General features: G+C 30.8%; 17 protein-coding genes. 10 read left to right on the top strand and 7 right to left on the bottom strand.

Annotated elements, in window-relative coordinates; translation table 11 throughout:
* The first annotated feature begins 122 nt into the window (after positions 1 to 122).
* Entirely contained in the window at positions 123 to 656 is a 534-nt protein-coding gene (gene rbr / locus GXM21_RS12320) for a rubrerythrin (RefSeq protein ID WP_008539289.1), read from the top strand.
* 62 nt (positions 657 to 718) lie between these two features.
* Here rbr and GXM21_RS12315 read toward each other — a convergent pair whose 3' ends face one another.
* Entirely contained in the window at positions 719 to 1,060 is a 342-nt protein-coding gene (locus GXM21_RS12315; RefSeq protein ID WP_008539292.1) for a hypothetical protein, read from the bottom strand.
* Positions 1,061 to 1,269: 209 nt separating this feature from the next.
* On the opposite strand from GXM21_RS12315, the gene GXM21_RS12310 reads away from it, so the two are divergent.
* Positions 1,270 to 3,177, top strand: coding sequence for a sigma 54-interacting transcriptional regulator (locus GXM21_RS12310; RefSeq protein ID WP_008539294.1), 1,908 nt, complete (start codon positions 1,270 to 1,272; stop codon positions 3,175 to 3,177).
* 31 nt (positions 3,178 to 3,208) lie between these two features.
* Here the strand turns inward: GXM21_RS12310 and GXM21_RS12305 are convergent, their stop codons facing one another.
* Entirely contained in the window at positions 3,209 to 4,003 is a 795-nt protein-coding gene (locus tag GXM21_RS12305) for a Cof-type HAD-IIB family hydrolase (protein WP_008539296.1), read from the bottom strand.
* The gene (locus GXM21_RS12300) at positions 4,000 to 4,782 is read right to left on the bottom strand and encodes a DeoR/GlpR family DNA-binding transcription regulator (RefSeq protein WP_008539297.1); all 783 of its coding nucleotides are present in this window, start codon (positions 4,780 to 4,782) and stop codon (positions 4,000 to 4,002) included. The genes GXM21_RS12305 and GXM21_RS12300 overlap by 4 nt, the downstream gene beginning before the upstream one ends.
* Positions 4,783 to 4,924: 142 nt before the next feature.
* On the opposite strand from GXM21_RS12300, the gene GXM21_RS12295 reads away from it, so the two are divergent.
* The 6 genes from GXM21_RS12295 to GXM21_RS12270 all read left to right on the top strand — a co-directional run bounded on the left by GXM21_RS12295 (position 4,925) and on the right by GXM21_RS12270 (position 9,123).
* Positions 4,925 to 5,533, top strand: a complete 609-nt coding sequence (locus GXM21_RS12295) for a DMT family transporter (protein ID WP_008539298.1) — start codon at positions 4,925 to 4,927, stop codon at positions 5,531 to 5,533.
* Positions 5,517 to 5,672: a hypothetical protein gene (locus tag GXM21_RS13260; protein WP_353737411.1), complete on the top strand. Its 156-nt coding sequence runs from the start codon at positions 5,517 to 5,519 to the stop codon at positions 5,670 to 5,672. Before GXM21_RS12295 ends, GXM21_RS13260 begins: the two co-directional genes overlap by 17 nt.
* Positions 5,673 to 5,770: 98 nt before the next feature.
* Positions 5,771 to 6,592 carry a hydroxyethylthiazole kinase gene (gene thiM, locus GXM21_RS12285; protein ID WP_008539299.1) on the top strand — a complete coding sequence of 274 codons (822 nt, stop codon included), beginning with the start codon at positions 5,771 to 5,773 and terminating at the stop codon, positions 6,590 to 6,592.
* Between the two features lie 5 nt (positions 6,593 to 6,597).
* Positions 6,598 to 7,386, top strand: coding sequence for a bifunctional hydroxymethylpyrimidine kinase/phosphomethylpyrimidine kinase (gene thiD, locus GXM21_RS12280; RefSeq protein ID WP_008539300.1), 789 nt, complete (start codon positions 6,598 to 6,600; stop codon positions 7,384 to 7,386).
* Between the two features lie 76 nt (positions 7,387 to 7,462).
* On the top strand, positions 7,463 to 8,644 hold the full coding sequence (locus tag GXM21_RS12275; RefSeq protein WP_008539301.1) for an MFS transporter: 1,182 nt from the start codon (positions 7,463 to 7,465) through the stop codon (positions 8,642 to 8,644).
* An 83-nt stretch (positions 8,645 to 8,727) separates the two neighbouring features.
* Positions 8,728 to 9,123, top strand: a complete 396-nt coding sequence (locus GXM21_RS12270; RefSeq protein WP_008539302.1) for a YbaN family protein — start codon at positions 8,728 to 8,730, stop codon at positions 9,121 to 9,123.
* Positions 9,124 to 9,167: 44 nt separating this feature from the next.
* Here the strand turns inward: GXM21_RS12270 and GXM21_RS12265 are convergent, their stop codons facing one another.
* The gene (locus tag GXM21_RS12265; protein WP_008539303.1) at positions 9,168 to 9,692 is read right to left on the bottom strand and encodes a DMT family transporter; all 525 of its coding nucleotides are present in this window, start codon (positions 9,690 to 9,692) and stop codon (positions 9,168 to 9,170) included.
* 174 nt (positions 9,693 to 9,866) lie between these two features.
* On the opposite strand from GXM21_RS12265, the gene GXM21_RS12260 reads away from it, so the two are divergent.
* Positions 9,867 to 10,541, top strand: a complete 675-nt coding sequence (locus tag GXM21_RS12260) for a uracil-DNA glycosylase (RefSeq protein ID WP_008539305.1) — start codon at positions 9,867 to 9,869, stop codon at positions 10,539 to 10,541.
* Here GXM21_RS12260 and GXM21_RS12255 read toward each other — a convergent pair.
* A complete protein-coding gene (locus tag GXM21_RS12255; RefSeq protein WP_008539307.1) occupies positions 10,531 to 11,397 on the bottom strand; it encodes an RluA family pseudouridine synthase in 867 nt (288 codons plus the stop codon). The two genes, GXM21_RS12260 and GXM21_RS12255, sit on opposite strands and share 11 nt — an antisense overlap.
* Before the next feature lie 9 nt (positions 11,398 to 11,406).
* A complete protein-coding gene (locus tag GXM21_RS12250) occupies positions 11,407 to 11,619 on the bottom strand; it encodes an AtpZ/AtpI family protein (RefSeq protein WP_008539308.1) in 213 nt (70 codons plus the stop codon).
* Between the two features lie 52 nt (positions 11,620 to 11,671).
* Here GXM21_RS12250 and GXM21_RS12245 point away from each other — a divergent pair, with 52 nt between their 5' ends.
* Positions 11,672 to 12,154, top strand: a complete 483-nt coding sequence (locus GXM21_RS12245; RefSeq protein WP_008539309.1) for a hypothetical protein — start codon at positions 11,672 to 11,674, stop codon at positions 12,152 to 12,154.
* A gap of 90 nt (positions 12,155 to 12,244) precedes the next feature.
* Here GXM21_RS12245 and yidA read toward each other — a convergent pair whose 3' ends face one another.
* The gene (gene yidA / locus GXM21_RS12240) at positions 12,245 to 13,057 is read right to left on the bottom strand and encodes a sugar-phosphatase (RefSeq protein ID WP_008539311.1); all 813 of its coding nucleotides are present in this window, start codon (positions 13,055 to 13,057) and stop codon (positions 12,245 to 12,247) included.
* Between the last annotated feature and the right edge of the window lie 27 nt (positions 13,058 to 13,084).

Below are 13,084 nucleotides of genomic sequence, written 5' to 3'. Positions count from 1 at the left end.
TTTAAATATATGAAAATATCTTGACTATCAAGAAAAATAGTATATAATATTAATTAATAATAATTATTTACTAGTTCGGTTTATTGTTTTTTTGATTTTATTCATGAAGGAGAGTGTATACTATGGATTTAAAAGGAAGTAAAACAGAGCAAAATTTATGGACAGCATTTGCAGGTGAGTCTCAAGCTCGCAATAAATATACTTTTTTTGCATCTAAAGCCAAAAAAGATGGATATGTTCAGATAGCAAAAATTTTTGAAGAAACAGCTGCAAATGAAAAAGAACATGCTAAAATTTGGTTTAAATTAGTAGATAAAATTGGTACTACTGAAGAAAACTTAAAAGCAGCAGCTGCTGGTGAACATGAAGAATGGACTTCTATGTATCCAGAATTCGCAAAAGTAGCACGTGAAGAAGGTTTCACTCGCATTGCTAACCTCTTTGAAATGGTTGCTAAAATTGAACAAGAACATGATGCTCGTTACAATTTATTATTAGCAAATATTCAAGAAGATAAAGTTTTCAAACGCAATGAAAAAATGATTTGGATGTGTTCAAACTGTGGTCATGTATATGAAGGTACAGAAGCTCCAGAAATTTGTCCTGTATGTGCTCATCCAAAAGCATTCTTTGAAATTAAAGCAAATAATTATTAATTCGGTTATAAAAAAGGCTAGTTAGATTATATCTAACTAGCCTTTTTGTTTTATATTTTATTTTAACCGAATATATAAGCAACTACTGTATATAAGAATAAAAGTAAAATAATACCCATAAAGAAAATCTGTGCCTTATAGAGCCATTCTCTAACATTATCAGACACTTTTGCATGACGATTTGCATACATAATTACTAAAGCAATTTCTAAAACTAAGTAAGTAGCAAAGCTTATTGGAGCTAAAATTAAACTTTCCCACATAGTTACTAATAATAAGAAGTTAATGACGATTAATAGGATTAACCAAATATCTTTACCGTACTTTTTCTGTTCTTTAGGTGCATTTTGTTGTTCTTTTGTTTTAGTAATTTTATTACTAATTCGTTTACTCATTCTAGCCATAGAAAAAACCATCCTCAACATTTTAATTTATGAATAAAGTATAACAAATATAATTTTAGCTCACAAGTTAACAAATAAACAATATTTTTTGTACAAATGTTATTATTTTTTTAGAAAATAATTGATAGTTTGTTACACACTTGTTAAAATAGTTAGTATCTTAAAGATTTTAGGCGACAAACTTTACAGAATAGAGGTTTATAAATATTATGATTAGAGAACATCGAAATCGAGAAAAATTAATAAATTATTACAAAATTTTTATAAATAAAGGTATAACTGACCCTAATGTACATCCATGGATAAAAGAATCATGGGAATTATCTAAGCAATATCAAGTTAATCCTAAAAAAATTCTAGCAACTGCTAGATTATCAGCATATGAATTAGCTCAATTACAAAGTAAACACAGTGATGCTATTGAGTATTTAGATAATTTTATTGACAGTATTGTGGACTTTTTACATGAATATAATCTATGTTTAACTATCATGGATTCAGAATGTACTGTACTAAAAAAATATGCCAATCCAACATCAAGACTTATTGATAGATTGGAAGGCGTAAGCTTAACTACGAAAAACGTAGGTACACTTAGTTGCAATATTGTAAAAGAGCATAAAGTACCATTTTGGGTATTTGGCCCAGAAATTTGGCTTGAAGAATTACATGAAATGAATAGTGGTTCTGTGCCAATTATGGTCAATGGGGAATTAACATATATCGTATCTTTAACTGTAATGGAATATGAAAAAATTCCTCAAGATGTAGTTTTAGCATTATTATTTACATTAAAAACTGCTTTAGAATTAAATATTAGACAATCTTTGAATATCAAAGCTCAAAAAGCTATTTTAGATGCAGCGCCATTTGCTGTATATCATATTATGTCTGAAGATAAAATCGTTTATGCAAATCGCATGGGTGAAGAACGTTTATCCGCTATTAATGCTATAAATGAAAATAAAGAAACAGCTCATTTAAAAGATATTGTATTAAATTATACACATACTCCTATTTATGATGGTTTCCAAGGTATTTCTTGCTATAATCGTGAAACTACATGGATTACTAATAATAAAACATATGAAGATATTACTACTGTTGTGCCATTGAAAAATTCTGAAGATGATGAAGATGTACAAAGTGTAGTTACAGTATCTATGCCAATTGAAGATTTACGTACTTTAGTAGCTCATGCTTCTGGTTATACAGCAAAATATAGCTTATCTTCTATGGTGGGAGAAAGCAAAGCTTTTGTACAGATGAAAGAACGCGCTTATCGTGTAGCTCGCAATAAAAATCATATTTTATTACAAGGTGAAGCTGGTATTGGTAAACAGCGTTTAGCTCATGGTATTCATATGGCTAGTATGCGTATGGCAGGTCCATTGATTTCTATAAATTGTGCAGATTCTACACCAGAATTATTGGAACAAGATATCTTTGGTGCAGCTACAGATTCTGATGTTAGTCATCCAGGTAAATTAGAATTAGCAAGTAAAGGTACTTTATTTATTGATGAAATCGAAAAATTACCAAGCTCTATTGCTAAAATGTTAGCTAAAGCTTTATCCGAAAAGAAAACTCATCGTATTGGTGAAAGCTTAGAACGCAGTATTGATGTACGCATTATTGCTGCAAGTGATGCAAATTTAAGACGTTTGACTGAAAAAGGTCAATTCGATGAAAAATTATTTAATATAATTTCTCGCAGTATTATACGTGTGCCATCACTTCGTTCTCGTAGAGATGATATTCCAATGTTAGCTATTAATATAATTGAAGAATTATCTAAACAACATCAAATGGAGCCAAAAGTTTTATTACCAGAGTCTTTAGAAGTGTTGAGAACTTATGATTGGCCAGGAAATATCAAACAATTACAAAGCGTATTAGAATATTCATTCTTCAATACAAGTGGACATGAAATCTATCCTACAGATATTAATTTAATGGGTAGTGTAAAACCAGATAATAAATGGAAAACAGATAAAGAAATATTCCTCAAAGCATGGAAAGCAGCTGGCGGAAATGTAAGCCGTTTATCTAATCTTTTGAGTGTAAGTCGTGTTACTTTATATCGTTATATTAAAAAATATGGATTGGAAAAATAAAAAAAAGCTTGGCTATCGCCAAGCTTTTTTATTATATAAATTTATCAATAACGTATGCTATACCATCTTCATCGCAATCTTTAGTAATGAATTGAGCAATATTTTTCACATCATCAATAGCGTTTTCCATAGCAACACCTAAACCGGCATATTCAATCATAGCTAAATCATTATCACCATCACCACAAGCCATGATTTCGCTTTTGTCTATTTGTAGATATTGAGCTAATTTACTTAGTCCTACTGCCTTATCAATGCCAGGAGGTGTTATATCCATAGTATATCCTGTATTTTGTTGTAGACCAATTCTATCTTTGAATATATCGGCTAATTCGTCTTGAATTTCTTGGATTTTTCCATTTAAGTTACAAACAACTAATTGAGTAACATTTTCTGTATATTTTTCAAAATCCTCGCCGACCTCTACTATATTTAATCCTTTTGTAGTTTTATAAGCAGGGAACATATCCATATCTACATAGCGAACATAAATTGTATCGCCAATATACCAACGAATATACCAATTTTTTTGATAACAAATAGATATTAATTCAGTTATAGTATCTTTAGAAAAATGAGCTTCATAGATGCTTTTTCCTGTATTTAAATCTTTAACAACACCACCATTACAAGATACTACAGGACAGTTCATATTTAATTGTTTAGCAAAATAAGAAGCAGATGCAGGCATACGACCAGTGGCTATAGTTACATAAATACCCTTATCCATAGCTTTTTTTATGGCTAAAGCATTTTTTTCAGGAACAAGTTTTTGTCGATTGAGTAAAGTACCATCCATGTCTAAGGCAATGAGTTTTATAGTCATAAAATATTTTCTCCTTTAACTTTATCATTGAAATCCCAAAATAGTGAACAATTAGCTTTAGCTAATGCTGTAACTATGGCTTTTGGTGGCATTTTTGTAGTCAAAACAATATCTACATCACTTAATTTACCAAATTTATAAGCAGGTTGTAGCAGAAATTTACCAGAATCTGCAAGTACACAAGTAAGTGTAGAATTTTTGGCAATCAAATGTTTGATAGCAGCATCTTCATTTTCAAAGGTGTAAAATCCATCTTCAGTAATGCTAGCAGCACCTAAAAAGGCGATATCAAAACGGATATTATCAAGTGTGGCCAATGTTTCACTGCCATAGAAATAGCGATTTACAGGATTGAGTTTGCCACCTAATAAGTGTAAATCTAAAGCAGCGTTATCTTTTAATTGTTCAATGATGTCAATGGAATTACTATATATAGTAGATTTTTCTTTGATGTATTTGCACATATATTGAACTGTTGTTGATGTATCTAAATAGCAAATAGCATTTTTTTTGATATATGATGAAGCTACTTTGCCTAATAAATCTTTATTGGAGTTTTTTAAATTTGCTCGTTCTTTGAAGCTTTGACGAAGTTGCACTGTAGGTAAGGTGATACCACCATGTGTGCGTAAAGCGATTTTTTGTTCTACTAAACAGATGATATCGCGTCTAGCTGTATCTCGAGATATATTGAATGTAGACATGATTTCTTGTTTAGATAGACTTTTTTTCTTGCGTAATAAATTCATGATTTGATATAAACGTTCTTCTTGATACATATAATCACCACAATTTCTTAGCTCGTTAAGTTAATTTTAAGCAAGTATAAGCATTATGTCAATTTGATATTTAATCCGTAATTTAGGTAAAATAATGAGAAGAAGGCTTTTATAATTTTGAATTTATAAAGGAGTTGATATAGTGAATAGTGTTGTTTGTATTACTAGTGCGGGCATTTTATGGGGAATTATTGCCATTTTCATCAGTTTATTAAAGGATTTAGGTTTTAATTCGTTGCAATGTGTAGCGATAAGAGGATTCTTTTCAGCTTTATGTTTAGTTATTTATTTAAGTATTTTTGATAGAAGTAAATTAAAAATTGAATTTAAGGATATAATTTATTTTTTAGGTACAGGTATTTTGAGTATTATCTTTTTTAATTATTGTTATTTTGAAGCGATTGAAGTCATTGGCGGTGTGGCAATTCCTGCACTTTTATTGTATATGGCACCTATATTTGTGATGATAATGTCTTTTTTCTTTTTTCATGAAAAATTGAATAAGCGAAAAGTATTGGCTTTATTTATAACTATTATTGGTTTATGTTTTATTACAGGAGCATTTTCTCAAGAAGTAACTTTGAGTGGCAAGGCTATATTATTGGGTTTAGGTGCAGGTTTTGGTTATGCGTTATATAGCATTTTTAGCAAGATGATAATAGATAAATATGAAGCAGTAACTATTATTACTCTATACTACAGGGCTAAAAAAATTAGAGGCAGGAAAAGCTTCAATATTAGCTACGATTGAACCTATTGTATCAGCTATAGTGGGATTGATATTTTTTCAAGAAGTATTTGATTTAACGAAGATATTGGGTATGATATGCATTATTTCGGCAATATTAATACTTAATTTAAATTTAGTAAAAGCTAAATCTGTAAATTAAGTTAATTTTAATGGAGTCAAGTTAAACAAAAAGCTTTTTCATTGCAGGCATTTTGTGAATATTGTAGAATGAAAATAATAAAAAGGAGGCTGATTATTTTGTTGAAAAAATGTTTAGAGAATGTGCGTAAAAATTCTCCATTAATACATAATATTACTAATTATGTTACTGTAAATGATTGTGCAAATATTTTATTAGCTTGTGGAGCATCACCTATTATGGCTGATGATATTAATGAAGTAGAAGAAATCACCAGCATTTGTAATGGTTTAAATATAAATATTGGTACGTTGAATTCAAGAACAATTAATTCTATGCATAAAGCAGGTTGGATGGCTAATAGATTAAGTCATGCAGTTTTATTAGACCCTGTAGGTGTAGGAGCGTCAGAACTTCGCACTCGCACTGCTGTTGAATTAGTAAAAAATATAAAATTTGATGTAATCCGCGGTAATATTTCTGAAATAAAAACTTTAGCAAATGGCAGTGGTTCAACTCGTGGTGTAGATGCTGATATAAGAGATAGCATTACTGAAGAGAATTTAACAGAATATGTAAAATTTGCTAAGCAATTATCTAAAAATATGGATGCTATTATTGCTATTAGTGGTGTCATTGATATTGTGGCTGATAGTAAAGATGCTTATGTGATTTACAATGGTCATAAAATCATGAGTAAAATCACAGGTAGTGGTTGTATGTTATCAGCATTTACTACAGCTTATTTAGCAGCGAATAAAGATAATAAATTAATGGCTACAGTAGCAGCTTTTTGTGCTATGGGTGTAGCAGGCGAAATCGCTCAAAAACGTATGAGTGAATTAGATGGCAATGCTAGCTTTAGAAATTATTTAATCGATGCTATTTATAATATGACTGGTGAACAGTTAGAAGCTATGGCTAAATATGAAAAGAGATGATAGAGATGAATGAAATGAAAAAAGTTTTGACAATAGCAGGTTCAGATTGTAGTGGTGGAGCAGGTATTCAAGCAGATATAAAGACAATTACTGCTCATAAAATGTATGCAATGAGTGCAATTACAGCTCTTACAGCTCAAAATACAACTGGTGTGTGCGGCATTTTAGATGCAGGGGCTGACTTTGTTGGCAGACAATTGGATTGTATTTTCCAGGATATTTATCCTGATGCAGTCAAAATCGGTATGGTGGCAAATAAAGAAATCATTGAAATGATTGCCCATAAATTAGTAGAATATAAAGCTAAAAATATCGTTGCTGACCCAGTAATGGTTTCTACAGCTGGTAGTCGTTTGATGGAAGAAGATGCGGCAAATACTTTAATTGAAAAATTATTGCCATTAGCTACAGTGATTACACCAAATTTAGCAGAAGCAGAAGTTTTATGTGGCTTTGCTATCAAGACAAAAGAAGATTGCATAAAAGCAGCACAGACTATTTCGCAAAAGATACCGACTGCTATTTTAATTAAAGGTGGTCATTTGGAAGATACAGCAGATGATTTGCTTTGGGACCATGGAGAAATTCATTGGTTTGAAGGTAAACGCATAGACAATCCAAATACTCATGGTACAGGCTGCACTTTATCATCAGCGATTGCTTCTAATTTAGCTGCTGGTCATGATTTAGTTACAAGTATTAAAAATGCTAAAGATTATATCACAGGAGCATTAAAAGCTAATTTAGATTTAGGAAAAGGCAGTGGCCCTTTAAATCATATGTATAATTTATAAATAAAAAAATCGCCTTAATCTAAGGCGATTTTTATTTTAATTTTAATCCAAAATGAAAGGAGTAAAAAGATTTTTCATGGACAAAAGTAAATTAAATTACCAGAAAAATTTGTTGTTGATAATAGTTGTACTATTTTGGTTTGCTCAATATGTATATGTGCCTTTTCAAACACCATATTTATCAACTATGCAGGTTTCTTCTAGTATGATTGGCATAATCATAGGCATATATGGTTTTTCACAAATGGTATTGAGAATGCCCATTGGCATTATGGCAGATAAAAATGGTCGTCATAAATTATTTATCATTTTAGGCGTTACAGCTTCAGCATTAGCTTCGGTATTTCGTATTATTTTAGAACCGCAAACAGGTTTTTTAGTGGGAAATATATTATCTGGTTTTGCTTCAGCTATGTGGATTTCTTTCATGGTTTTATATGCTAGTTATTTCACTTGTGAAAATCTACAGCGAGCAATGGGTCTTATCATGGCTGCTAATAATATAGGCGTTTTAGGTGGTTTTGTTTTAAGTACCTTGAGCTATAATCATTTAGGTATGAATTTTTTATGTTTATTGAGTATCTGTAGTGGTGTGCCAGCGATATTATTATCTTTTGGTATTAAAGAGCAAAAGACAAAGACAGTAAAAATAGTACCGAAAACATCAGATTTAATAAAAGTTTATGCAGATAAAAGATTGATTTTCTTTTCGATATTGGCATTAGTTCAACAAGGTATCTTAATGGCTACTTGTATGAGTTTTACAACGCAGATTGCTCATGAAATAAATGCGAGTGCATTTCAAATTGGTTTATTATCTATCGTATATATTATTGTAGCAGTGCTGGCTTCTTATTTTTCAGCAAGTAATTTTGCCAGACGATTAGGTTCATCACTTTGGATACCTTTTATTTTATTCGTTTTAGCTATATATTGTTTTGCTGTACCTAATATTTTTTCACCTAATTTATTGATTGCTATTCAAATATTAGCGGGATTATCTACAGGAATTGTTTTTTCTTTTTGTACTTCAGAAGCAATGAAGAATGTTCCTATCGAAAAACGTTCTACAGCTATGGGATATTATCAGGCTATTTATGCAGTGGGAATGACAATAGTTCCAATGATAGCTGGCAATATCGCAGAAATATATAGTCTAAATATAGCTTTTTATCTTGAAGGTATTATAGCTGTAATAGCTACTGTGGCAAGTATGATTTATTTTAAATACGATAATAGAAAAACAATTAAAGGATAATTGCTAAATAATAGAAGATAATTCCAGTATATTATGATATAATTTTATTGAAAATTGTTATCATTTATTTAATGAGGTGCAAAGTGGAATTATCATATAAAATTCTAATACGATATTTTTGGATAAGCTTAGGTTGTATAAGCTTTATATTAGGAACTATAGGGATTATATTGCCATTATTACCAACAGTGCCTTTTTATTTGTTAACTCTATATTGTTTTTCTAAAGGTTCACAGAGATTACATCAATGGTTTAGGCAAACTGATTTATATAAAAAACATTTGGCAGATTTTGTGCAAAAGCGAACAATGAGTATAAAGGCAAAATTCAAAGTGTTTTTTATGGTAACAGTAATAATGAGCATAGGTTATTATTTTATGCCAGCTGAATTCTTTTGGGTACAATATGTGATGATTACCGTTTGGATAATACATATTATTTATTTGTTTTGGGGTATAAAAACAGAAAAATATAGATGAAAATAAAAATAAGAGGCTAAAATTAGCCTCTTATTTTGCTTTAGCTAAGATAATACTGTACTTAAAATCAATACTGCTCCTATAAGTTCGATAGAGGAGAAAGTGACATTTAAGAAGATTAAAGAGAGAATAATAGAACAAAGTGGTTCGCCCACAGTTAAGATACTGGCTTCAGTTGGACTCAAGTAATCAAGGCTTTTTAAGTAAAAGCAAAATGCTAATACAGTGCCAAATAAAATCATGCTTAAAATTGCACTTAATGTATATAAATTTATTTCTCCTGGTATATCTAGCGGATTATTAAAACAAGAAATAAATATTCCACCAAAGAGCATACTCCAACCCATTACATTTGTAGAGGAGTATTTAGATAATACTTTGCGAGGTTGAAGTGTATAAAATACACAACAAAGTGCAGAAGTGATACCAGCCATAAGGGCTATAGGGGAAAGAATAATTGAAGAAAAATCTCCTTTAGTAACTATTAAAGATGTACCTGTTATAGCGAATAAAATAGAAATGAGTTCAAGACCGGAAGGTCGTTTATGTTTTACGTGTGAAATGTTCACTACTTATCAAATATTGAACTAAAATTCCTACAAGACCTCACATCGCAGTAGAAGATAATACCATTAAAATACCTTTTAAATGATTGCTCATTGCATACCTCCGTTGTTTTTCCTATTGTTAATATTTTGGTATAATAAAAATAATGATATTTAAATGAGAAAGAGGTGTAATTTATGGAGATTTTTCATAATGATTGGGCTGAATTTTTAAATCCAGAATTGAAGAAACCATATTATTTAGAACTTCGTAAATTTTTAGTAGATGAGTATAAAACAAGACAGATATTTCCAGACATGTATGATATTTTCAATGCTCTCCATTACACAAGTTATCATGATACAAAAGTCGTGATTTTAGGTCAAGACCCTTATCATGGTGATGGTCAGGCACATGGACTTAGTTTTTCTGTAAAACCTGGAGTAAAAGCTCCACCTTCACTTGTGAATATTTTCAAAGAGTTAAAAGAAGATTTAGGCTGTGAAATACCAAATAATGGTTGTTTAAAACCATGGACACAGCAAGGTGTATTATTACTAAACACTGTACTTACAGTGAGAGCACATCAAGCGAATTCTCATTGCAATATGGGTTGGGAAAAATTCACAGATAGAATTATTGAAATCTTAAATGAACGTGAAAAACCTATAGCTTTTATTTTATGGGGAGCACCTGCTCGCAAAAAGAAAAAAATGATTACTAATCCGAAACATTTCATCGTAGAGTCTGCACATCCAAGTCCATTATCTGCATTTAATGGATTTTTCGGCAGTAGACCATTTTCTAAGGTAAATGCTTTTTTAGAAGCTGTGGGGGAAAAACCTATAAATTGGCAAATCCCTAATCTATGATTAATTTTGCCATATCATCTGGCATGGGACTGGAGATACAAATTTCTTCATGGGTAAAAGGATGATTGAATTTTAATTTATAAGCATGAAGGGCATGGCGAGATATTAAATTTAATTTACCACCATAGAGGTCATCTCCTAATAATGGATGACCAAGATAAGACATATGCACACGTATTTGATGTGTTCGCCCTGTTTCTAGCCATAGCTTGATTAAAGAATAATTTTCAAATTCTTTGATTACGCGATAATTGGTGATGGCATATTTGCCTTCATCATTGACTTCATGCAGAATGATACTATCTTTTTTTCTGCCAATAGGTGCATTTATCTGCCCTTCTTTTTGTGAGAGTTTTCCATGAACTAATGCATAGTAATATCTTTGAAATTTTTGGTGGTTATTGGCTAATTGATGTTGTAATTGTGGCATTTTAGCAAAAACGACGAGGCCAGAAGTATTTCTATCAAGACGATAAAGTGGATGACAGCCTACATTTTGATTAGTTTTAGCAAAATGATACATCACGCCATTAGCTAGAGTTTGAGTATTTTCAAATGTCAATGGGTGAGTGAGCATACCAGCTATTTTATCCACGACTAAGAAATAATCATCTTCAAAGACAATATTTAAGGGTATTTGTATAGCTTCTACTTTGGAAGTTACAGGAAGATTGTATTCAATGATGTCGTTTGGTTTTACTATTGCCTGTGTAGCACGAACTTTTTGACCATTTACGAAAAATTCATCTTGTCGCTTGATTTTTTTCCATAATGTAGAAGATATATTTTCATGGCGTTTTAAGTAATCTTTAGCTAATTGCTCTTTGACATCTGCTTTGACGATATATTTAATCATAGATACTCCTTAAGATTTATTGACATCTTTGATTTTTCTATAAGCAGTGTAAACAGCGGTGATTACACCTAAGATGATGCCAATTAACGTGAAAATAGGTGTAGAGTCAAAGTAGATATCAGCTTTTTGCCCCAAGAAAATACAAACGCCAATAGTGATTACAAAGTGAAAACCAATGCCAGATACAAAGGTAAAAGTTTCCCAAGTTGATTTTGGTGCCATAAAATACCTCTTTTCTAAGTTAATAAATTTAAATAAAAGGTTGTGATTTTTAATGAATAAAACAATAAAAGTAATTTATTTATTGATGATGTTATTGATTGTAAATACTTGTGTAGCTTTCGCTCAAAGTGAAGAAAAGAATACACAAACATATAATTGGCAAGCCTTTGATATTGGACCTGCAGAAGATTATAATTATGCTTTTGATACAAATAGCATAAAATATGCAAGAAACGAAGACGGTTCTATCAATAAGAATATCATTATTTATCAGGAAAAGAAAATAAATAATGTGCCAATGTCTTCAGAATTTAATTATTATACAATCACTCAATGTAAGTTGAATATAGAACAGACTTCTATTTGTTTTGGTGATGAATCTTATTATACGAAAAAAGACAAATTCCGTTGGACTGATACACCAATGTATTTGACATGGATTACAGTTAGCCGTGATTCTATCGGTGGATTGCGCTTTATACAAATTGTGGAATATGCTAGAGCCCATGAGGATATTTTAACAAGTAGAGCATAGTTGTGAATTTATAATTTAATGATTAATAAAAAATAACCCTCAATAGTTGTTTTATTGATAACTGTTGAGGGTTATTTATTTTGAGTTATTTTACTTATTTAAAACAAATTTTTCAATGGCTTTAGCTACACCATCATTATCGTTTGTATCAGTTACATAATCGGCGATAGCTTTTACTTTATCAATGCCGTTTTCCATAGCAACGCCAAGACCGGCAGCTTTAATCATAGTGTAATCATTGCCTTGGTCGCCACATGCCATAGTTTCGGATTGTTTGATATTTAAATAATCAGCAAGATGTAATAATCCAGCACCTTTATCTACATCTTTATGAGTGATTTCTAAGAAGAAAGGAGCGCTTTTAAATACATTGAAATCTTCTTTAATCCATGTAGGAAGTTTAGCGATAGCTTCATCTAAAATTTCTGGTGGATCAATGAACATAACTTTGATGATATCTTCTTCATCTGTGATATCTGTTAAAGGATTGATGATATTGATATCAATTTGATTGATACTAGCTTCATGTTCTGTATATTGGCTAGTTTCGTTAGTGATTAAGCCACGACTAGGAGAGAAGGCTTGGCAATGCACACCTAATTCTTGAGCTAATTTAAATAATTTTTTATAATCTGAGCCTTTTAAAATACATTTAGATACTGCTTCACCAGTTTTTGCATCAACGATTAAAGCACCATTGAAGCTTAAAACATATTCGCCTTCATGAATTAAATCTAATTCTTGAAGTGGTGGTTGAAGTCCAGCAAGTGGTCTACCAGAAGCGAGGACAATTTTTACACCTAAAGCTCTAGCTTGAGCCAAAGTTTCTTTTGTTCTATCAGTGATTTGTTTGTCAGAATTAAATAAAGTGCCGTCCATATCAAGGGCTATTAATTTATACATTAAAAATCTCCTTTTATATGTTTATAG

The organism is Megamonas funiformis (assembly GCF_010669225.1).
In the GTDB taxonomy this organism is placed as follows: Bacteria; Bacillota; Negativicutes; order Selenomonadales; family Selenomonadaceae; genus Megamonas; species Megamonas funiformis.
Note: the sequence above shows the minus strand (reverse complement) of the source record. Positions and strands in the feature narration are given on the sequence as shown.

What these genes read in the sequence shown, in the direction of transcription:
- thiD (WP_008539300.1), top strand. Translation starts at nt 6,598, where the DNA reads ATGAATGAAATGAAAAAAGTTTTGACAATAGCAGGTTCAGATTGTAGT.
- GXM21_RS12245 (WP_008539309.1), top strand. Translation starts at nt 11,672, where the DNA reads ATGAATAAAACAATAAAAGTAATTTATTTATTGATGATGTTATTGATT.
- GXM21_RS12315 (WP_008539292.1), bottom strand. Translation starts at nt 1,060, where the DNA reads ATGGCTAGAATGAGTAAACGAATTAGTAATAAAATTACTAAAACAAAA.
- GXM21_RS12275 (WP_008539301.1), top strand. Translation starts at nt 7,463, where the DNA reads ATGGACAAAAGTAAATTAAATTACCAGAAAAATTTGTTGTTGATAATA.
- GXM21_RS12300 (WP_008539297.1), bottom strand. Translation starts at nt 4,782, where the DNA reads ATGTATCAAGAAGAACGTTTATATCAAATCATGAATTTATTACGCAAG.
- GXM21_RS12260 (WP_008539305.1), top strand. Translation starts at nt 9,867, where the DNA reads ATGGAGATTTTTCATAATGATTGGGCTGAATTTTTAAATCCAGAATTG.
- GXM21_RS12255 (WP_008539307.1), bottom strand. Translation starts at nt 11,397, where the DNA reads ATGATTAAATATATCGTCAAAGCAGATGTCAAAGAGCAATTAGCTAAA.
- yidA (WP_008539311.1), bottom strand. Translation starts at nt 13,057, where the DNA reads ATGTATAAATTAATAGCCCTTGATATGGACGGCACTTTATTTAATTCT.
- GXM21_RS12310 (WP_008539294.1), top strand. Translation starts at nt 1,270, where the DNA reads ATGATTAGAGAACATCGAAATCGAGAAAAATTAATAAATTATTACAAA.
- GXM21_RS12305 (WP_008539296.1), bottom strand. Translation starts at nt 4,003, where the DNA reads ATGACTATAAAACTCATTGCCTTAGACATGGATGGTACTTTACTCAAT.
- rbr (WP_008539289.1), top strand. Translation starts at nt 123, where the DNA reads ATGGATTTAAAAGGAAGTAAAACAGAGCAAAATTTATGGACAGCATTT.
- GXM21_RS12250 (WP_008539308.1), bottom strand. Translation starts at nt 11,619, where the DNA reads ATGGCACCAAAATCAACTTGGGAAACTTTTACCTTTGTATCTGGCATT.